We start from the raw sequence: 18,990 nt of genomic DNA on the forward strand, positions 1-18,990 counted from the left end.
ATAGAGCATTATTGGTCAAGCGCATGAGCGATCTCTCCCCTTCAATCCGAAATTTCGAGACCGAATATCGCGAGGTGCGGAGAAGCGCGCGGCGGGTTCAACTTGCCTCGACGCTGGTGTTCACTGCCCTTGTGGTGGTTTCGGCTTACCTGGGCGGGTTCTTCGCCTTCACCGACGTCACCTTGCCCTCGGGCGAGCGGGTGGCGATGTTGAAGCTCTGGGCCGGCTTGCCGCGGCTGGGGGAATACCTGGAAAAAACCATCCCGACCTTGCGGTTCTCGACGCTTGGTGCGGATCTTGCAGAATGGTTCTGGCGCTGGAAAACCTGGCTCGCGTTGCTCTGGGAGACGATCCTGATCGCCTATGCTGCCACCGTTCTGGGCGTCTGCGGCGGCTTCGTTCTGAGTTTTCTTGCCGCTCGTAACCTGAGCCCGGCCGGATGGCTGTCGATCGCCGTCCGCCGCTATCTCGAGATCATCCGGACCGTGCCTGAACTGGTCTGGGCGTTGATCTTCGTCTTTTGCTTCGGGGTTGGCCCGCTTGCAGGGGTGCTTGCCATCGGCCTGCATGCATGCGGTTCGCTGGGCAAGCTCTATTGCGAGGTCAACGAGAATATAGACATGCGCCCGCTCGATGGCATCAAGGCCTCCGGCGGAAGCTGGTTGCAGCAAATGCGATACGGCGCCGTGCCGCAGGTCATTCCGAACGTCATCAGCTACACGCTCCTGCGCTTCGAGATCAATGTCCGCTCATCGTCGATCATCGGGTATGTCGGCGCTGGCGGTCTTGGTCAGGAGATCCGCACGGCCATGTCGCTGCAGGAATACACGGACCTTTCGGCGCTGTTCGTCATCATCCTGGTCAGTGTGACCGTTATCGATTTCCTGAGCGAACGCCTGCGTCACCGCATCATCGGCATCACGGAGCATTGGGCATGAGCGACGCGGACCTTCCTCTCGAAACGAACATGGTCAAGGACGCCAAAGCTCGGTTGCGTGGCGCATTCGAACGGCCGCTCATCCGCCGCCTTGCGCCCTGGATCATCGTTGTCTCGCTGTTGATCCCGTTCGCCTTTAGCGCGGTTGCTTTCGATGCGACGCCAGCCCGGTTTGCAGAAGGGCTATCGCGGCTCGGCGGCATTATTGCCTTCATGTTCCCCCCACACGTCTGGACGACCTGGGTGGAGTGGAACGAGGTGCTGGAGGGGCTTGGCCAGACGATCGTGATGGCATTCCTTGGCACCTTGCTTGGCGCTGCCGTTTCGCTGCCGCTCGCGCTGCTCGGCGCAAAGAACATCATGCCGTTCGGTTGGCTGCGGCTGTTTTCCCGCCGGGGATTCGATGCACTGCGTGCGGTCGAGCAGATCATCCTGGCGCTGGTGTTCATTCGTGCCTTCGGGCTCGGTCCGCTGGCCGGTATCCTCGCGATCGCGGTCTCTGAGATCGGCACGTTTGCCAAGCTGTTTGCCGAAGCAATCGAGAATACGTCACGAAAGCCGGTCGATGGTGTGAAGGCCAGCGGTGGCAGCACCATGCAGGCGATCCGCTACGGGATCGTGCCGCAAGCCCTGCCGGTCATCCTCTCGATCATTCTCTACAATTTCGAATCCAACGTTCGCTCGGGCACCATTCTCGGCGTCGTCGGTGCGGGCGGCATCGGTTTCCTTCTCGCTGACCGCATGCATGCCTTTCGCTGGCCAGAGGCCTGGTCGATCATTTTCCTGATCGTGGCCATGGTCTATCTGATCGACCTCGCCTCCGCGTCACTGCGGCGTCGGCTGGGCGCTGCGGGGCGGTGAAGGAACGCGTTGTCCGCATGGCAACGCTTGCCGCCGGCGAAATACGACGCTCGCATTGACGTCTCCTGAACCAAAGCCGTTGGAACGATCAGGCATTCGTTAAGACCGGCAGGTTGCGTCCCGATTTCCGGCGCGGTGACTCCTGGTCGCCCCAACGGGATCTCCGCCGGTCTGCGGGGACGCCGACCACCGGTCCCAGAATCGTCAACGCGTGGAGAGGGGCGGGGGAGGTGGCGGCGTCGTCGAGCCTGTGCCGAGCGAACGCTGAACCATGACGCTGTCGGCCCAGCGTCCGTAGCGGTAGGCGATCCCGGGCAGCAGGCCGACGCGCACGAAATTGAATCGCTCATGCAGGGTGAGCGAGGCGACATTGTCGGCGTCGATATAGCCGATCATCTGGCGAAAGCCTGCCGCGGCACAGGCGTCGATGAGGCCGCGCAGGAGCAGGCGGCCGACGCCTTGGCCGTGATGCTCGTGATGAACATAGATCGAGTGCTTGACGGTGTAGCGGTAGGCTGGTCGCTTGCGAAACAGAACGACGTAGGCGTAGCCGACCACTGCGTCGTCCTTGGTTGCGACAAGATGCGGGAAGCGGCGGCTCTTCAAGTTCTTCCGCCGCTCGCGCAGGTCGTCGGGTTGCGGCGTGTCGCCTTCATCTACACCTTCCTCGATGCCGCGACGGATGTGCCGGCGATAGATGGCCAGCATGGCATCGACGTCGCTTTCCCGCGACGGGCGAATGACGATTGTTTCATCCTGCGGCATAAGGGATCCGAAGCTCCTCGATCCTATTCGGCGACCACATAGGTATGAAGTCGTATGCGGCCCGATGAGTCGGTTTGACGGTAGAGGCCCTGAATCTCGACGTCAAAGCCGGGAAACGCGTTGAAACAGGCTTCGAACATCTTGAGGTAGTCGATCATCGGCTGCGCGCGCTCGGTCAGCCGCTCTCCCGGCACGATGGTCGCGATCCCAGGCGGATAGACGACGAAAGGCGTCGTTGCGATCCGCCCGGCGATGGCGTCGATCGGCAGAAAGTCCACATCGTTGCGCACAAGGCAGCGTGCGGCGTCGTGGGGCGAAAGAGCGATATCCGGCAGGTGTGCCTCAGAAAACTGCTTGGCCTGCAGCGCGCTGACATTGGCGTCGCGGAAGAAGCGATGCATGTCGCCGCACAGGTCCCGCAGGCGCACGCCGGCGTAACGACCGGGTCGGCGTCGATAGAACTCCGGGATTGCCTCTTCGAGAAGCGCATTGTCGTCGTGTAGCTTCTTGAAAGCGACAAGGCCGCTGATCAACGTGCCGGCCTTGCTTGCCTCGACGCCGGGCGTGAGCAGGAAAAGCAGGGAATTCAGGTCGTTCTTTTCCGCGACGATCCGGTTCTCGCGCAGGTATTGCGCGACGATCGGCGCCGGAATGCCGTGCTCAGCATATTTGCCGGTTGCCCTGTCAAACCCGGGAGTGAGCAGCGTAAGCTTGTTGGGGTCGGTCATCGCGAAGCCCGGCGCCATGTCGGAAAAGCCGTGCCACGCAGCCCCTGGGGTGAGGTGCCAGAAGGCCGGATTGGTGGCGAGCTGATCGGTGGCGACGCTCTCCCACGGCACGTCGTGTACCGCTCCAGGGCTTGCCACATCCGGCATGGCCACACGGTCCGGCACGAAGGGCTCGAAGAACCAGCGGCGCTCTGGCCGACGTTCCTTTTCCTCGAACTCCCGGCGCACTGTCCGTATCTTCTTGCGGAGTTCGATGCCGAGCCGGATCGTATCGTCCCATAGAACCTCGCCAGAACGGCCCTTCATCATCTGCGCTCCGACGTCAAGGGAAGCGAAGAGGGGATAGAAGGGCGAGGTCGAAGCGTGCTGCATGAAACTTTCATTGAAGCGCCGGTGTTCGACCCGGCGCTTCTGGCCGCTGATGTGCCGATCCTTCATGTGGATCTGCGACGCCTGGGAAAAGCTTGCAAGCTGCTTGTGCGTGGATTGCGTGGCGATGATGCCCGGCGCCTCGGGTCCGAGTTCGCCAAGACCCATGGCAAAACGTCCGGCATAGAGCGGATGAAACTTCATGAAGCCCGCCCAGGCTTCGTCGAACAGGATATAGTCGCACAGATGCCCGATGGCCTTCAGGATCATCTCGGCATTGTGGATCGTGCCGTCATAGGTGCACTGCTCAACCACCGCTACCCGAAACGGGCGCGGCTTCTGCCAGGCATCCGGGTCCTTGACCAGCGGATGGGTGCGGATGCGCTCCCGTAGCGTCTCTTCGTTCAAGGCGCCGAAATCCATCGGACCGATCAGACCATGGGCGTTTCTGGCTGTCGGCACATAGACCGGGATACCGCCCGAGATCATCAGGGCGCCGTGATGGGCCGCCTTGTGATTGTTACGGTCGAAGAGCACCAGATCGCCATCGGTGACGAGGGCGGAGAGAGCGACCTTGTTGGAGGTCGAGGTGCCGTTGAGGACGAAGTAGGTCTTCTCCGCGCCGAAAATCTTGGCGGCTTCCTTCTGGGCGGCAAGGGCTGGACCTTCATGGGTCAGGAGATCGCCGAGATCGAGCACGGAGTTGTCGAGATCGTCGCGGAAAACCGCTTCGCCCAGATGCTCCATGAACACGCGGCCGACCGGGCTGCGGCTATAGAAAACGCCGCCGTTGTGGCCGGGGCAGGTCCAGAGCTGGTTGCCTTCCTCGGCGTAATCCACCAGCGCGCCAAAGAATGGTGTCTTCATCGTCTCGGCATATTGCTTGAGGCGACTGATGAGGTTTTTCGCGATGAAGGCAGGGGTCTCCTCGGACAGGAAGACATAGCCGTCGATGAAATCGAGCACTTCGACGGGCACGTCCTCGAAGCGCTTGCGCCTTATCAGGAGAATGATCGGGAATTCGAGACCGCGCCGGCGCATCAGATTGATGAGGGAGGCCGTCTTGCCTTCCATGCCCTTCTTGCCCCAGTCGACCATCATGCAGCCGATGGCTGCATCCGTCTGGACGGCGATTTCGGCGTCTTCGAGATTACGCGCACGGACCACCTCGAAACCGGACCGCTCGATCTCCTCGACGATCTGCTTATACCGGGCCCCTTCGAGATCCTCGTTATCGAAGGCTGGTGTCGCGAACAAAAAGGTGAAGCGTCTGAAGTAATCCATCTGAGCCTCCGCCATTTACACGGAAGCGAGTTGTTCGTGCGTTTCGTGACGATGTTGTGACGGTGGCCCTCCTAATCCGGGATCTTTGCGCTGCAGAACGATCGCCGCCTGCGTGATCGGCAGCTTGAAGGTATTTCGCCCCCGGGTTGGGACGATGCAGGTGGTTTCGCGCCTCTTCTTGAGGCGCTGGCCGGCTTTCTGCCCAGAGGAGGCTCCTTTCATAGCCCTCAACCAAGCGATATTCTTGCCCAGAGACGAGGATGCCGAACGCCATGAAGCTTGCTCACATCAACCTGGTAGCCCGCGATGCGGAAGCGCTCGCAACCTTCTACATGGACGTCATGAAATGCGATTTGCTTCGCGCACCCAAGATGTTGTCCGGTGAAAAGGTGTCGCGAGGAAACGGGCTTTCAAACTCCGAGATACGTACAATCTGGTTGAGATTCTCCGGACTGGAACACCCTTTTCTGGAGATTCATGAGCATACGGTCACCCATCATCGTGACCAGCCAAGGGTCAATGAACCCGGTTTCGGACACTTGTCGTTCCAGATGGAAGATATTCGTGACGCGCTTTCGAAAATCATCCAGGCTGGCGGGGCGCAGATCGGCCAAATTACGGATTTCGGGACTCCGGACAGACCGTATCTGATCGCTTATGCGCGCGATCCAGAGGGAAACGTGCTTGAGCTTGAGCAAACACCTCATGGCAGTTGATGGCGCGAAGTGGTTATCGAACCCAACACAAAGGTATCGGGCGACCGGAGAGAGGCTGCTCGATGGCCTCGATGCACACTTCCGGCAGCGCATTCTGCCGTCACCCGATTGACGCGGGAAAGTTCACCAAATAGGGCCAAGCCGAAATGTGTGGTAAGCGCCAGCAAGACAGCGACAGGAGTTTAGAGTGAGCGAACCGACCGTAGCAGAGGCAACAGATCGCATTTACGAATCGCTTCAGGCAGACAATGCCGACATCGATGTGCATATCGCGACCCTCAAGGCAGCATTGATGCGGGCGGGCTTGAAAGAGGCTGTATTTGACCCGACCAAGCTCGTTCAGAACAATCGTTCCGGACGGAAGTTGATGCAGGCATATTTCCGGCAGCGCGGCGTGACGGTGAAATTCTCAGCTGCGTGAAGTCTTCCAGGGTTCCAGACATCCCGCAGTAGGGCCGCTGACGGCAGCCCCTCAAGGACCCGACATAACGTTTTGGCAACGCAAGCTTTCGGCCCAAAGAACAAGCGACTTTGGGCCGAAGGTGTTTCCTTGCGCCGCTCGATGCTCCCCGAAGAACGCCGGGGATAGTGGGTCGCCAGTTCGCGCCCCTCCCTAAGATCAGCCGTACACTTCGCCCAAAGGGATCGAAGGAGCATTGATTGATTCCAATCAACGCGGCAATGTTCGCTGGATCGCCGTGAAGAGATGATGCTGCGGTCGGCGGGGGAGGCGAATATGGTGTCGAAAGGGCAGGGGAAACGGGTGACGTTTTCCGATGTCGCCAGACGGGCCGGGGTCGGCACGGCAAGTGTCGATCGGGTCATCAATGATCGCGGAAACGTCAGCGAGGAGGTCAGCAAGCGCGTTTTGCAGGCTGCAAAGGAGCTCGGCTTGCGACGGTTGCTGCCGGAGGCGCATCGTCGTCTGATACGAATTGACGTGATCCTGGCTCGGCCGGAGCTGCCGCTGATCGCCCGGATGGGGTTCGAGTTTCGCAGGATCTCCACGTCGCTCGATCGCTCGATCGTCATTCACAGAACGGTGCTTGAAGATGAAAGGCCGGAAACGCTGGCGAAGGCGCTCGTCAAGACAAGCTGCGACGCCGTTGTTTCCTACATGCAGGATCACCCGATCGTGCATGCTGCGGTCGAGGAACTGAGCGCGCGGAGCGTGCCTGTCGTCACCGTTATCTCCGACGTTCCCGGGTCTGCGCGCATTGGCTATGCGGGGACGGATCACTACAGGGCCGGGCGATCGGCCGGCTATTTCATCACAAGGATGACGGGCGCGCCGGGATCGGTCATCGTCCTTTGCAATCATCTCGGCTTTCAATCCCATGCAGACCGTGTGCGCGGTCTTAAACAGTTCCTCGAGGAAAGAGCGCCGGACTGGCACGTGGCAGAGATCGTCGAAGGTGGAGACGACCGCGTCCGCTCGGAACTGCAACTGCTTGAGGCATTTCGAAAGCATCCGGACACGGTTGCGATCTACAATGTCGGTGCCGGGAATATCGGTGTGGCGCGGGCGATCCGCGCCGATATCCTCCATCGCCGTCCAGTGTTCGTCGGTCACGAATTGACCCGCAACACGGCGGCGTTCCTCAGGGAGGGCCTGATGTCGCTGACGATCGACCAGAGCCCCGAACTGCAGGTCCGCCTCGCCGTCAACATGCTTCTCCGGCATTTCGATTTCTTTGGCGCCGAACAGGCGGCCTATCCGCACGAAACGGAAGTGCCGATCGTGCTCTATGGACCGGAGAATCTTCCCAACCCGCTTCCGTTCTGACGAACCGATCGGCTGATGGATTTCCATCAGCAAGATGTTTGTCGGCGGAGGGGCGTCGCGTCATGCTTCCGGCGTCAAGAGGTGCGTGCACCTCTTCAGGGAAGGAAACAACCATGAACCATATCGTTGCCCCCGTCCGATGGGGCATTCTTGGTGCCGCGCGCATTGCGGACGGCGCCATCATTCCGGGTCTCACGAAGAGTGCCTGGTGCGAACCGCTGGCGATCGGCGCGCGCAGTAAAGAGCGTGCGCGTGCCATGGCGGACAAACATGGCATTGCCCGTGCCTATGGCAGCTACGAGGAGGTGCTTGCCGATCCGGATGTCGAGGCTGTCTATGTGGCCTTGCCGAACCATCTCCATGTGGAATGGACCCGCAAGGCCGCGGATGCCGGCAAGCACGTGCTCTGCGAAAAGCCGGCGGCAATGACGGCCGCGGACCTCGATCTGCTCGAAGGGGTCGATCCGGCGCTGAAAATTTCCGAAGCCTTCATGGTCCGCCAGCAGCCGCGCTGGATCAAGCTGCGCGAGATCCTCGCGGCCGAGGAATACGGCAAGCCGCTTTCCTTCTCCTCGCTCCTCTCCTTCATGATGACGAACCAGGCCGATTTCCGCCAGAAGCCGGAATTTGGCGGCGGTGCCTATTACGATCTCGGCTGTTACACGGCCATGACTGCACGCTACGTCTTCGGCGCTGAGGCGGAGCGGGTCTTCGCGGCCACGCAGAACAATGACGGCGGCATCGACATGTTCACCTCGGTGATCCTCGATTTCGGCAGCGGGCGACACTCGACCTTCATGGTGTCGCTGGCGCAAGCCTCCTCCCAGTCGATCCAGATCGTCTGCGAGCGCGCCTTCATCTCCTTGCCGCAGGCCTATGTGCCCTCCCGCGTCAGCCCGAACACGATCGCGATCGACACTTCGGCCGACCACGCGAACTCCAACATCCATACGCTCGAGTTCCCAGCGCTCGACCAATACGAAGAAGAGGTGACCAACTTCGCCCGGGCGATCCGCGGCGAGGCCGTTCCCTATTTCGACATGAAGGACGCGCGCGCCAATGCGGCCGTCGCGGATGCGGTCTTTGCTTCGGCAAGGAACGGCACCTGGATTGATGTGAAAGGATACTGAGATGACGATCAAACTTGCCCTGATCGGCGCCGGGCGCATCGCGAAGGTGCATGCCAAGGCGGTCGCTGCCAGCCCCGACGCGGAACTGGTTGCGCTCGCCGATGCCGTGCCTTCCGCCGCGCAGGCGCTGGCTCTTGCAACCGGCGCCAAGGCGTCCGACGCCGACGCCATTGCGTCGGACAAGTCCGTCGATGCCGTGTTGATCTGCACCCCGACGGATACGCATGCCGATCTCATCGCGAAATTTGCCAGGGCTGGCAAACATGTCTTCTGCGAAAAGCCCGTCGATCTTGATCTCGGCCGCGCCGAAGAGGTGGTGTCGATCGCGAGAAAGGCCGGCGTAAAGCTGATGCTCGGCTTCAACCGCCGCTACGACCCCAACTTTGCCGGCGTGCGTGCGGCAATCGATGCTGGCCGGATCGGTGACGTCGAGATGGTGACGATTACCTCGCGCGATCCGGGCGCGCCCGACATTTCCTATGCCTCGCGCTCCGGCGGCATTTTCCGCGACATGACGATCCACGACCTCGACATGGCGCGGTTTATGCTGGGCGAAGAGCCGATCGTCGTTTCGGCCCATGCTTCGGTCCTCGTCAAGCCGGAACTGAAGGAGATAGGGGACAGCGACAGCGCAACTGTCATCCTCGAGACTGCGTCGGGCAAGCAGGCTGTTATCACCAACTCCCGCCGCGCCACCTACGGCTATGACCAGCGGGTGGAGGTGCACGGCTCACTGGGCGTCGCCCGGGCGGAGAACCATCACGAAAACACGGTCGTTGTTGGCAATGCGGAAGGCTATAGGAGCGCGCCGCTGCAGAACTTCTTCATGACCCGCTACACCGCTTCCTATGCCGGCGAGATCGCCGAATTCATTGCGGCCCTCAAGGAAGGTCGCGAGCCGGCGACGACAGGTACCGATGGTGTCATCGCGCTGAAGCTCGCCAATGCCTGTGTCGAATCGGTGAAGACCGGCAGGCGCGTCGCCGTCTAGATCGGGGCTCTCCAATTCTGGAAGGCGCGCCAAGCCCTGGCGCGCCTCTTCTGTCGCTAGATTTCCGCGCCCGATGAGCGGCGGGCGACGAGTTCGGGGGCGATGATGAGATTGCGGATCGGCGCTGTCGGATCGGCGAGCCGTGTGGTCAGCGTTTCAACGGCCGCGGCGACCATGTCGGGTACCTTCTGGCGAATGGTCGTGAGCGAAATCGGCTCGGATGCGGCCATTGGAATATCGTCGAAGCCGATGACGGCAACTTCGTCCGGTACACGGAAACCGTGCCAGGCGAGGCGGCTGATCGCACCAAGCGCAATCAGGTCGTTTGCGGCGAAGATCGCCGTCGGCCGGTCCTTGCGTGCCATCAGCGTATCCGTGGCCGTGCTGCCGGCGTCGACGTCGTATCGGCCCTCGACGATGATGGGCTTCACGCCATGCTCCTGCATGATCTTGCGGTAAGCGTCCGCGCGGCGCTGCGCACCGGCGCCCGGACCGCCGGTAATGTGGGCGATGTCGCGATGGCCGAGCGTCAGCAGGAACTCGGTCGCGAGCCTTGCTCCGAGCGCGTCGTCGGAGCTGACGCTTTCGACTCTCTCGGATTTCAGGTCCCGGCCGATATAGACGGTCGGCAGGAGCTTCGAGACGGCGACGATCTCATCCCGCTCCGCGGGCGCGCCGATCAGCACGAGGCCTGCGATGCGCTGATCGATGAAGGCGCGGATCGAGCTGGTCGTGCCGCTGACGGCCAGCATGGCGAAATAGCCTGCGTCCCTGAGTGTCCTGTCGCATTCGCGCGCAAGCATCGCCTCATAGGGGTTCAGCACGTCGCCGACAACAAGGCCGATCGATCGGCTCTGGCGGCTGGCGAGCGTCTGGGCCGCAAGGTTCGGGGTGTAGTTGAGATTGGCAGCGGTGGCGAGGATGTGGGCTTTCGTATCGTCCTTGACGCCCGGGTCGTTGCGAAGGGCGCGGGAGGCCTGCGAGCGCGACACGCCAGCCGCCTTGGCGACGTCCTCTAGCGTTATTCCGGATCGGGTGGGAAAGTCCTTCATGCCTTCCTATAAAAAGGGTCTGGCCGAAACGCGCAAGCGGCGAAGTGATGTTTGCAGGGCCAGCCGGGGATTGGCCCCGGCCTGCTGATATCGTTGCGGTTATTGTTTCGCCTTTCCAGCTTGCTCGATGCAGAAGCGAAGGGTGGTCGCCGAGGTGGCGACAGCCTCGATCGCCGACATGGAATAGTCTTCGTTCTCGATGCTGATGACGTCGTCGTAGCCGATCTGCTGCAACGCCTTGACGATATCGAGCCAGCCGTGGACGGCCGTTCCGTGACCAAGAGACACGAAATTCCAGGAGCGGCCGCCGACCGGCGTCACGTGCTTCGGATCGAGCAGACCGTCGATGCGGGCGCGCTGCTCGATCCGGGAATCCTTGCCGTGCACGTGGTAGATGCTGTCGCCGAGCGCTGCGATCGCAGACAGCGGTTCGCCGCCCATCCAGATGAGATGGCTCGGATCGAAATTGACGCCGACCGTCGGGCCGACCGCCTCCCGAAGACGGAAGAAGCTCTCTGTGTTGTAGACGCACTGGCGGCCGTGCTGCTCCACGCAGATGCGTACTCCCTTTGCTTCGGCAGCCCGAGCAAAAGGCCTCCAGAATGGCAGCACACGCTCCTGCCACTGCCACTCCAGCATCTCCATCGCTTCCAACGGCCAGGAGGAGGTAATCCAGTTCGGGTTCCGGTCGTCGGGGCCACCGGCCGGCAGGCCGGACATCATGACGATACGTTCGACGCCGAGGAGGCTCGCAAGTTCAAGTGTATCATAGGCGAGTTTTGTGTCGGAGGGACCGATCTCGCCAGGATGCAGCTGGTTGCCCGAGCAATTCAGCGCCGAGATTTCAAGGTTACGCTCCGCCAGCATGCCCTTGAACCGGTCGCGGGACGAGGCCTTGGCGAGAAGGTCGGCGATGTCGACGTGCGGCGCGCTCGACCAGCCGCCGAGGCCGAATTCGACGTGCGTAAGGCCGAGTGCGGCGACCTGATCAAGGCACGCGGGGAGGGGAAGGGCGCCGAAACCGTCGGTGTTGAGACCAATTTTCATCGTTTACTCCATTGGCACGCGGCATCAGGCGGCGGCGTGCTTGACCTTGGCGGGCTGGTTGGTGTCTGCGGCCTGCTGGATGGCATCGAGGATTTCCGAGGCGCGCAAACCGTCGAGAATGGAGCCGTTCGTCATCGGGTGGCCGTTGGCGATGGCCTCGAGAAATTCTTGAATCATGAAGCCGAAGACCTCGGCATATCCAATCGCCACGCCGTCGTGGGGCACCGGCAGAAGCCCGGCGAAGGGCAGTGTCGGATTGTTCGCGACGATCGCGAAGGGCGACTGACCGGAGCCGTCGAACCGCGCAATTTCGAAGTGGGCGGGGGTACGCGACGAATAGCGGACGGCGCCCTTCGTGCCGGTGATAGCGATGGTCAGACTGTTGCCCATGCCAACGGCGACCCGGCTCGCAAGGAAAGTCCCCTGGCAACCATTCGCGAAACGCAGCAGGGCAGACATCACATCGTCATTGTCGACGCGGCGGCTCTCGCTGCTGAGCTCCACGTGGTTGTGCCCGATGCTGGCGCCAGCCGGAAGGAAGCGCTGCTTGATGGAGATCGTGGCGATCGCGCCGGCGATCTCCTCGACCTCGCCGCACAGGAAGCGCGCGACGTCGACGGCATGCGTTCCGATATCGAGGAGCGCGCCGGGACCGGCCCGATCGCGTTCGTAACGCCAGCTGTGTGGGAGCTGCGGATCCGCCGCATATTCGCTTTCGTACTGGACGAGCGCATTGACCAGATCGCCGATCTCGCCGCCCTCAATCAGACGCTGCATGGCCGCGACCGCGGGGATGCGACGATAATTGAAAACCGTCGCGGAAACGGTCGATGCCGCCCTGGAGGCTTTGTAGATCTGTGCTGCCGTCGCTGCATCGAGTGCCAGCGGCTTTTCGCAAATGACATGCTTTCCGGCAGCGAGCGCTGCGAGGGTGACCTCGGCGTGCAGGAAGTTCGGAAGGCAGATGCTGACGATGCCGATGTCCGGATCGGCAAGCACCGACTTCCAGTCGGAGACAATGGTCTCGAAGCCCCAGGTCGCGGCCATCGAAGCGGCAAGTTCGCCATTCGCGTCGCAGACTGTTTTCAGCCGAAGCCCGCGGATCTTTCTTGAGAAGCGGTCGATCGCGACCTTGTAGCCGAAAGCATGTGCGGCGCCGATCATGCCGGCGCCGATCACCGCGATTGCGGATCCTGTCATATTTTCCTCCCGCGTTTCGTAATTTGAAGTCGCCAATAATATGAGAGCGCTCCCATGCCGTCAACGATACGAAGGAATATCCAAAACTTCACGGAAATGATGATTGAATTCAATCAACGGAGTGCCGGAGTGGCTGCTGATGGCGAATCCGTCGTTGACAGAATGGGAGCGCTCTCAATAATGGGCCGCATGAGAGCAGAGGAGCTCTTGATCTGAGCCGGGCATCCGGCGATTTGAGGAGGAACGAAATGAAATCTCTACTGGCCGGATTGTTGCTGTCGACCACTCTGCTGACGTCGGCGAACGCCGCGAACATCGGCGTTGCGATGTCGAACTTCGACGACAACTTCCTGACAATCCTGCGTCTCGCGATGCAGAAGGCGGTCGAGGGTAAATTGGATGTGGAGCTGCAGTTCGAGGACGCGCAGACCGATATCGGCAAGCAGCTCGATCAGGTGAACAATTTTGTTGCCCAGGGGGTCGATGCCATTATCGTCAACCCGGTCGATGCATCCGCGACGCAGCCCATAACCGCAGCCGCGACGGCGGCCGGCATTCCGCTCATCTACGTAAACCGCCAGCCGGTGGAGAAGCTTCCGGAGAGCGGAGTGAGTTTCGTCGGCAGCAACGAGTATGAGGCGGGCACCTTGCAGATGACTGAGGTCTGCCGGCTTCTCGGCGGGAAGGGCAAGGTCAACATCATCATGGGCGACCTCGCCTATGAGGCAGCGCGCGTGCGCACCCAGGCGGCCGAAGACGTGCTGAAGAAGCCGGAATGCGCAGGCATCACTGTCGCTGAAAAGCAGGCCGGCAAGTGGACGCGCATCTCGGGGACCGACCTGGTGACGAACTGGCTGAGCGCGGGTCTCGATGTCAACGCGATCATCGCGAACAATGACGAGATGGCGCTCGGGGCCGTTCAGGCGCTGAAGGGTGTGAACAAGGAACTTGGCGCCGGCGAAGGCAAGATCGTCGTCGGCGGCATAGATGCGACCCAGGATGCGATGAAGGCCATGAAGGCGGGCGACCTTTCCGTCTCCGTATTCCAGGACGCGGCGGGGCAGGGCAAGGGTGCCGTGGAGACCGCTCTCAAGATGATTGCCAAGGAACCGGTCGAACAGAATGTCTGGATCCCATTCGAGCTCGTCACGCCGGCAAATCTGAGCAGCTACGATAGCCGCAACTAGACCTTCCTCCCAGGGTGCAGCACGGCGCGGCACGCGGCGAGACCGCGTTGCCGCGCCGCGAGGACATTGAAAACAGGCAGCCTGGTCATACGGGATCAGCCCGCATCGCGACGACGCCAGGCACGGGATTGCCACCAAGGTCGGGCATGATCGTTCCAATAAAATGGCTGTACGCTCGAGGCCCGTCTTGGACGAAGTCCGTCGCCTGGCGGGCGTGACCGTGGTCTGCGTCACACGTGAAATCGGCATTGCCAGTAGAGACGCCAACGGCACCGTCTTCATGGGGGCGGCGCCGTCTTTTTGCTGGCCAGTGGTGCCCATGCGCCCGGTCGGATGGCGTGCTCGGCGGATAAAAACGATTAGGGAAAACTAAAAAGCGACAAGAATGGACGGATTCGCGGCAAAGCGTACTGGACAGTACTCTGAAGTTTTGCTTGTTCTGCTGTCGCATTTGTTGAGGGACATAGGCGTTGCGTAGTCGGCAGGAGAGGACAGACAAGCATGGCGATTAAAATTGGCGCGCCGCGGGAGGTAACCGCAAGTGAGGCGCGTGTGGCGCTGACACCTGACAGCGCGGTGCAACTTGCGAAACTTGGCTATAGCAGCATCATCGAGACGGGCGCGGGCGTTGCGGCCGGTTTTTCCGATGATGCCTATCGGGCCGCGGGCGTTGAGGTGGCCCCGTCGGCGGACGCGCTCTGGGCTTCGGCCGATGTGATTGTCAAGGTGCGGCCGCCTGAGCCGAGCGAGGTCGCGCTTTTGTCTGCGGACAAGACGCTGATCTCGTTCTTCTATCCGGGCCAGAACCCGGAACTGCTTGAGCTAGCCAAGGCGAAGGGCGCCAACGTCATCGCCATGGACATGGTGCCGCGCATCAGCCGCGCGCAGAAGATGGATGCGCTGTCGTCGATGGCCAATATTGCCGGCTACCGTGCGGTGATCGAGGCCGGCAACTATTTCGGCCGCTTCTTCACCGGCCAGGTAACGGCCGCCGGCAAGGTGCCGCCGGCCAAGGTGCTGGTGATCGGTGCGGGCGTTGCCGGTCTGGCGGCGATCGGTGTCGCCACCTCGCTCGGTGCCCAGACCTATGCCTTCGACGTGCGCCCTGAGGTCGCCGAACAGATCGAGAGCATGGGGGCCGAATTCGTCTATCTCGATTTCGCCGATGGTGAGGGGGGAGGTCAGCAGGACGGTGCTGCCACCGGCGGCTACGCGGCCCCTTCTTCGCCGGAATTCCGCGCGAAGCAGCTTGCCAAGTTCCGCGAGCTTGCGCCGCAGATCGACATCGTCATCACCACGGCGCTGATCCCCGGCCGTGATGCGCCAAAACTATGGCTTGCCGACATGGTGGCCGCGATGAAGCCGGGATCCGTTGTGGTCGACCTTGCGGCCGAGCGCGGTGGCAACTGTGACCTGACCGTTACCGATCAGCGGATCGTCTCCGACAACGGCGTCGTCGTCATCGGCTATACCGATTTCCCGAGCCGCATGGCCGCGCAGGCGTCGACGCTCTATGCCACCAACATTCGTCATATGCTGACGGACCTGACGCCGGGCAAGGATGGCAAGCTCGTCCACAACATGGAGGACGACGTCATCCGTGGCGCGACCGTCACCTTCGACGGGGCGATCACCTTTCCGCCGCCCCCACCGAAGATCGCCGCGATCGCGGCGCAGAAACCAAAGGAGAAGGTGAAGGAGCCGACACCGGAGGAAAGACGCGCCACCGAGGCTGCAGCCTTCAAGGCCCAGACGAAGAGCCAGCTGACGCTGCTCGCCGTGGGCACGGCGCTGCTGCTTCTCGTCGGTGCCTTTGCGCCGGCGGCCTTCATGAGCCACTTCGTCGTCTTCGTGCTCGCCTGCTTCGTCGGCTTCCAGGTCATCTGGAACGTCTCGCATTCGCTGCACACGCCGCTGATGGCTGTCACCAACGCGGTTTCCGGCATCGTCATTCTCGGCGCTCTGCTGCAGATCGGGTCTGGCAACTGGCTGGTGGTGCTGCTTGCGGCACTCTCGGTGCTGATCGCCACGATCAATATCGTCGGCGGCTTCCTCGTCACACGGCGCATGCTCGCCATGTTCCAGAAATCCTGATCGGGCAGGGGTAATCATTATGATGATCGGTATCGTATCGGCCGCCTATATCGCGGCAGCCGTTCTCTTCATCCTCTCGCTCGGCGGGCTTTCGGGCCAGGAAAGCGCCAAGCGCGCCGTCTGGTACGGCATGACCGGCATGGGCCTTGCCATCGTCGCCACGGTCTTCGGACCTGACGTCGGCAATTGGCTTGTCATCGTGCTGATGATCGCGGGCGGCGCCGTGCTCGGCCACTTCGTCGCCTCCCGCGTCCAGATGACCGAGATGCCGCAGCTCGTTGCCGCACTCCATTCCTTCGTCGGTCTGGCTGCCGTGTTCATCGGCTTCAACGCCCATATCGAAGCGGTTGACGTTGCCGGCCTCGACGCGGCGGCCCGCTCTGCGCTGACCGGTTTTGCCGCGATCCTTGCGCACAAGGAACCGGTGGAGCTGTCTATCATGAAGGTCGAGGTCTTCCTCGGCGTCTTCATCGGCGCCGTCACCTTCACCGGCTCCGTCATCGCCTTCGGCAAGCTCGCTGGCAAGGTCGACGGCAAGGCAAAGAAGCTGCCGGGCGGTCATCTGCTCAATGCAGGTGCCGCACTGCTCTCGCTCGTGCTGCTGGTGCTCTACGTCAACGGTGCCGGCACCTGGACGCTGCTCGCCATGACGCTCGCGGCCTTCTTCATCGGCTACCACCTGATCATGGGCATCGGCGGTGCCGACATGCCGGTGGTCGTGTCGATGCTGAACAGCTATTCCGGTTGGGCGGCGGCTGCCATCGGCTTCACGCTCGGAAACGACCTGTTGATCGTCACCGGCGCGCTCGTCGGCTCGTCCGGCGCGATCCTCTCCTACATCATGTGCAAGGCGATGAACCGCTCCTTCCTGTCGGTCATCCTCGGCGGCTTCGGCGCCACCACGGGTCCAGCCATGGAAATCACCGGCGAACAGATCGCCATCGATGCCGAAGGTGTGGCCGCCGCCCTCAACGACGCCGACAGCGTCATCATCGTGCCGGGCTACGGCATGGCGGTGGCGCAGGCGCAGCAGTCGGTCTCCGAGCTTACCCGCAAGCTGCGGGCGGCCGGCAAGAACGTGCGCTTTGCCATTCATCCGGTCGCCGGCCGGTTGCCGGGCCACATGAACGTGCTCTTGGCCGAAGCGAAGGTTCCCTACGACATCGTTCTGGAGATGGACGAGATCAACGAGGACTTCCACGAAACCGATGTCGTCATCGTTATTGGCTCCAACGACATCGTCAATCCGGCCGCCCAGGAAGACCCGAACTCGCCGATATCAGGCATGCCGGTGCTCGAGGTCTGGAAGGCCAAGCAGGTGTTCGTCTCCAAGCGTGGTCAGGGGACCGGTTATTCCGGCATCGAGAACCCGCTGTTCTACAAGGACAACACCCGCATGTTCTACGGCGACGCCAAGAAGAGCATCGACCAGTTGCTGCCGGCGCTGGCGTAGCCGCATCTCAAAATGAACCACCGCCCCGCCTGCGCGGGGCGGTGGTTCGATGCCGTGCAAGAGCACCGTCCATGTCTGAAGCGGCTTTTCCAAAAAAGCCGATCGGCCCCGCAAAGTCTTGGCTGAAACAGAGGATCGTCGAGCGGCGGATCGCACTGCCGGCTTCGCCCAGGCGCGCTATGCATCGTATCCTAAGCCAGCCAGAAATCGTGGCTTTTGGAACCGTAAAGTCCGTTGCCGCAGCCTGTGGCGTTTCGGGCACAACGATCGGACGGTTGTGCTCTCGCGTCGGCTACGAGAGCTTCGGGGAAATGCGGCGGGTTCTTCAGAAACAACTCGCCCTGCATGCAGCAAGCTACCCCTGAAACTAGAATACAGGAACCGGGTGATCGCGGGGCAGGCCAGCCCACTGCGAGCTCTCGAGGACCCGGGAAAGGTCGAACTATCCACCGAGGGGCGTGCCGGTAATGCGGCGCCGACAATCAAGATCGCAATTGCGATCCGGTAGCGACAGTCGGCGTTTCGGCGTGTGAGATGTGGCTCGACCTGTGGCACCACCTGATCGGTCGAAATCGGCCAGATCAATCTCGAATGCATCCGTCAGCTGGAAAACATGCGTTCGAGGGCGGCGAAGAAAACAGTTCTTGATGGAGCAGGCTTCGTCGGATGAGCCGTAAAGCTGCCGTGTAATGGTCAGCAAATTGCCCCGGTACCGCCGCACCTAGCCCTTCCCAGGATTCCATCGTCAGCGACGCGTTCGGTATCCGGCCGACCTAGGGGGCGATTGAAAGGCAGTGTCGCTTCCGATCACGCCATGCACATCATAGAGGAATGAATATGATCACCGGTTACAAGCCCATTGCGTCGCTCACGGCTGCAGTCTTCGGTCTCATGGTATTCAGCCCGGCATCCGCCCTTGAGATTGCCCAGGCGCAACAGACCCAGCCGACGCAGGGCCAGGCTGACAGCAAGGGCGCGGGGGCCGCTATCAGCGAACAAAAGATCGAGGCTTTCGCGGTTGCTTATCTTCAGGTCGACAAGGTCAGGCAGGAATATTCCGCGAAGATAGAGGCAACATCGGACGAAGCGGCGAAGAAGCAATTGCAGACCGAAGGTAGCAAGAAGATGGTCGATGCGGTCAAAGCCTCACCTGCCATTTCGGTCGAAGAATATTCGGCAATCCTTACAGCGGCGCAGAGCGATCCGACCGTCGCCAAGAAGGTTCAGGCAGAGCTTCAAAAGACCGCTCCCGTACAGAATTAACCGGTCTCGGAAGAACCCGGTTCGCCAGAAACTACCTGGGGCCCGCAAATCAAGTTGCGGGTCCCCCGCTGTGAAGCGGTGCCTTGCCGATCTGCCCAGAGGCGGGCTACGGGTGCAAACGGGCTCT

17 protein-coding genes are annotated in these 18,990 nt (G+C 61.6%); 12 read left to right on the forward strand and 5 right to left on the reverse strand.

What is annotated here, in order from left to right; all coding sequences use genetic code 11:
• Positions 1-23: 23 nt before the first annotated feature.
• The gene (phnE, locus tag I8N66_RS07110) at positions 24-938 is read left to right on the forward strand and encodes a phosphonate ABC transporter, permease protein PhnE (RefSeq protein WP_291151449.1); all 915 of its coding nucleotides are present in this window, start codon (positions 24-26) and stop codon (positions 936-938) included.
• Positions 935-1,798: a phosphonate ABC transporter, permease protein PhnE gene (gene phnE / locus I8N66_RS07115; RefSeq protein ID WP_291151451.1), complete on the forward strand. Its 864-nt coding sequence runs from the start codon at positions 935-937 to the stop codon at positions 1,796-1,798. The genes phnE (I8N66_RS07110) and phnE (I8N66_RS07115) overlap by 4 nt, the downstream gene beginning before the upstream one ends.
• A gap of 204 nt (positions 1,799-2,002) precedes the next feature.
• On the opposite strand, the gene I8N66_RS07120 is transcribed toward phnE (I8N66_RS07115), so the two are convergent.
• Complete coding sequence (locus I8N66_RS07120) at positions 2,003-2,563, reverse strand: GNAT family N-acetyltransferase (RefSeq protein ID WP_291151453.1); 561 nt, start codon at positions 2,561-2,563, stop codon at positions 2,003-2,005.
• Between the two features lie 23 nt (positions 2,564-2,586).
• Complete coding sequence (locus I8N66_RS07125; RefSeq protein ID WP_291151455.1) at positions 2,587-4,944, reverse strand: Orn/Lys/Arg decarboxylase N-terminal domain-containing protein; 2,358 nt, start codon at positions 4,942-4,944, stop codon at positions 2,587-2,589.
• A gap of 272 nt (positions 4,945-5,216) precedes the next feature.
• Here I8N66_RS07125 and I8N66_RS07130 point away from each other — a divergent pair, with 272 nt between their 5' ends.
• The 5 genes from I8N66_RS07130 to iolG all read left to right on the forward strand — a co-directional run bounded on the left by I8N66_RS07130 (position 5,217) and on the right by iolG (position 9,567).
• A complete protein-coding gene (locus I8N66_RS07130; RefSeq protein WP_291151457.1) occupies positions 5,217-5,660 on the forward strand; it encodes a VOC family protein in 444 nt (147 codons plus the stop codon).
• 187 nt (positions 5,661-5,847) lie between these two features.
• Positions 5,848-6,081, forward strand: a complete 234-nt coding sequence (locus tag I8N66_RS07135) for a hypothetical protein (RefSeq protein ID WP_113540166.1) — start codon at positions 5,848-5,850, stop codon at positions 6,079-6,081.
• A gap of 342 nt (positions 6,082-6,423) precedes the next feature.
• The gene (locus I8N66_RS07140) at positions 6,424-7,446 is read left to right on the forward strand and encodes a LacI family DNA-binding transcriptional regulator (RefSeq protein WP_291151460.1); all 1,023 of its coding nucleotides are present in this window, start codon (positions 6,424-6,426) and stop codon (positions 7,444-7,446) included.
• A 113-nt stretch (positions 7,447-7,559) separates the two neighbouring features.
• Entirely contained in the window at positions 7,560-8,576 is a 1,017-nt protein-coding gene (locus I8N66_RS07145) for a Gfo/Idh/MocA family oxidoreductase (protein WP_291151463.1), read from the forward strand.
• A 1-nt stretch (position 8,577) separates the two neighbouring features.
• The gene (gene iolG, locus I8N66_RS07150; protein ID WP_291151466.1) at positions 8,578-9,567 is read left to right on the forward strand and encodes an inositol 2-dehydrogenase; all 990 of its coding nucleotides are present in this window, start codon (positions 8,578-8,580) and stop codon (positions 9,565-9,567) included.
• A 56-nt stretch (positions 9,568-9,623) separates the two neighbouring features.
• Here iolG and I8N66_RS07155 read toward each other — a convergent pair whose 3' ends face one another.
• From I8N66_RS07155 to I8N66_RS07165, 3 genes are all read right to left on the reverse strand, one after another.
• Positions 9,624-10,619 carry a LacI family DNA-binding transcriptional regulator gene (locus tag I8N66_RS07155; protein WP_291151469.1) on the reverse strand — a complete coding sequence of 332 codons (996 nt, stop codon included), beginning with the start codon at positions 10,617-10,619 and terminating at the stop codon, positions 9,624-9,626.
• 99 nt (positions 10,620-10,718) lie between these two features.
• Positions 10,719-11,666 carry a sugar phosphate isomerase/epimerase gene (locus I8N66_RS07160; protein WP_291151473.1) on the reverse strand — a complete coding sequence of 316 codons (948 nt, stop codon included), beginning with the start codon at positions 11,664-11,666 and terminating at the stop codon, positions 10,719-10,721.
• A gap of 24 nt (positions 11,667-11,690) precedes the next feature.
• Positions 11,691-12,866 carry a Gfo/Idh/MocA family oxidoreductase gene (locus I8N66_RS07165; RefSeq protein ID WP_291151476.1) on the reverse strand — a complete coding sequence of 392 codons (1,176 nt, stop codon included), beginning with the start codon at positions 12,864-12,866 and terminating at the stop codon, positions 11,691-11,693.
• 248 nt (positions 12,867-13,114) lie between these two features.
• Here I8N66_RS07165 and I8N66_RS07170 point away from each other — a divergent pair, with 248 nt between their 5' ends.
• The 5 genes from I8N66_RS07170 to I8N66_RS07185 all read left to right on the forward strand — a co-directional run bounded on the left by I8N66_RS07170 (position 13,115) and on the right by I8N66_RS07185 (position 18,863).
• Positions 13,115-14,053 carry a sugar ABC transporter substrate-binding protein gene (locus I8N66_RS07170; protein ID WP_291151479.1) on the forward strand — a complete coding sequence of 313 codons (939 nt, stop codon included), beginning with the start codon at positions 13,115-13,117 and terminating at the stop codon, positions 14,051-14,053.
• Between the two features lie 507 nt (positions 14,054-14,560).
• Complete coding sequence (locus tag I8N66_RS07175) at positions 14,561-16,147, forward strand: Re/Si-specific NAD(P)(+) transhydrogenase subunit alpha (RefSeq protein WP_291151550.1); 1,587 nt, start codon at positions 14,561-14,563, stop codon at positions 16,145-16,147.
• 19 nt (positions 16,148-16,166) lie between these two features.
• Positions 16,167-17,600, forward strand: a complete 1,434-nt coding sequence (locus I8N66_RS07180) for an NAD(P)(+) transhydrogenase (Re/Si-specific) subunit beta (RefSeq protein ID WP_291151482.1) — start codon at positions 16,167-16,169, stop codon at positions 17,598-17,600.
• Positions 17,601-17,671: 71 nt separating this feature from the next.
• Positions 17,672-17,965: a hypothetical protein gene (locus tag I8N66_RS37505; RefSeq protein ID WP_365886936.1), complete on the forward strand. Its 294-nt coding sequence runs from the start codon at positions 17,672-17,674 to the stop codon at positions 17,963-17,965.
• 472 nt (positions 17,966-18,437) lie between these two features.
• Positions 18,438-18,863, forward strand: coding sequence for a DUF4168 domain-containing protein (locus tag I8N66_RS07185; protein ID WP_291151485.1), 426 nt, complete (start codon positions 18,438-18,440; stop codon positions 18,861-18,863).
• The last annotated feature ends 127 nt before the right edge of the window (positions 18,864-18,990 follow it).

The sequence above is a fragment of the Ensifer sp. SSB1 genome, from assembly GCF_016652895.1.
In the GTDB taxonomy this organism is placed as follows: Bacteria; Pseudomonadota; Alphaproteobacteria; order Rhizobiales; family Rhizobiaceae; genus Ensifer.

Bases quoted from the DNA above. Each gene is read 5' to 3' on its own strand.
- I8N66_RS07170 (WP_291151479.1), top strand. From the start codon at position 13,115: ATGAAATCTCTACTGGCCGGATTGTTGCTGTCGACCACTCTGCTGACG.
- I8N66_RS37505 (WP_365886936.1), top strand. From the start codon at position 17,672: ATGTCTGAAGCGGCTTTTCCAAAAAAGCCGATCGGCCCCGCAAAGTCT.
- I8N66_RS07155 (WP_291151469.1), bottom strand. From the start codon at position 10,619: ATGAAGGACTTTCCCACCCGATCCGGAATAACGCTAGAGGACGTCGCC.
- I8N66_RS07180 (WP_291151482.1), top strand. From the start codon at position 16,167: ATGATGATCGGTATCGTATCGGCCGCCTATATCGCGGCAGCCGTTCTC.
- I8N66_RS07145 (WP_291151463.1), top strand. From the start codon at position 7,560: ATGAACCATATCGTTGCCCCCGTCCGATGGGGCATTCTTGGTGCCGCG.
- phnE (WP_291151451.1), top strand. From the start codon at position 935: ATGAGCGACGCGGACCTTCCTCTCGAAACGAACATGGTCAAGGACGCC.
- I8N66_RS07120 (WP_291151453.1), bottom strand. From the start codon at position 2,563: ATGCCGCAGGATGAAACAATCGTCATTCGCCCGTCGCGGGAAAGCGAC.
- I8N66_RS07160 (WP_291151473.1), bottom strand. From the start codon at position 11,666: ATGAAAATTGGTCTCAACACCGACGGTTTCGGCGCCCTTCCCCTCCCC.
- iolG (WP_291151466.1), top strand. From the start codon at position 8,578: ATGACGATCAAACTTGCCCTGATCGGCGCCGGGCGCATCGCGAAGGTG.
- I8N66_RS07125 (WP_291151455.1), bottom strand. From the start codon at position 4,944: ATGGATTACTTCAGACGCTTCACCTTTTTGTTCGCGACACCAGCCTTC.
- I8N66_RS07165 (WP_291151476.1), bottom strand. From the start codon at position 12,866: ATGACAGGATCCGCAATCGCGGTGATCGGCGCCGGCATGATCGGCGCC.
- I8N66_RS07185 (WP_291151485.1), top strand. From the start codon at position 18,438: ATGATCACCGGTTACAAGCCCATTGCGTCGCTCACGGCTGCAGTCTTC.
- I8N66_RS07130 (WP_291151457.1), top strand. From the start codon at position 5,217: ATGAAGCTTGCTCACATCAACCTGGTAGCCCGCGATGCGGAAGCGCTC.
- phnE (WP_291151449.1), top strand. From the start codon at position 24: ATGAGCGATCTCTCCCCTTCAATCCGAAATTTCGAGACCGAATATCGC.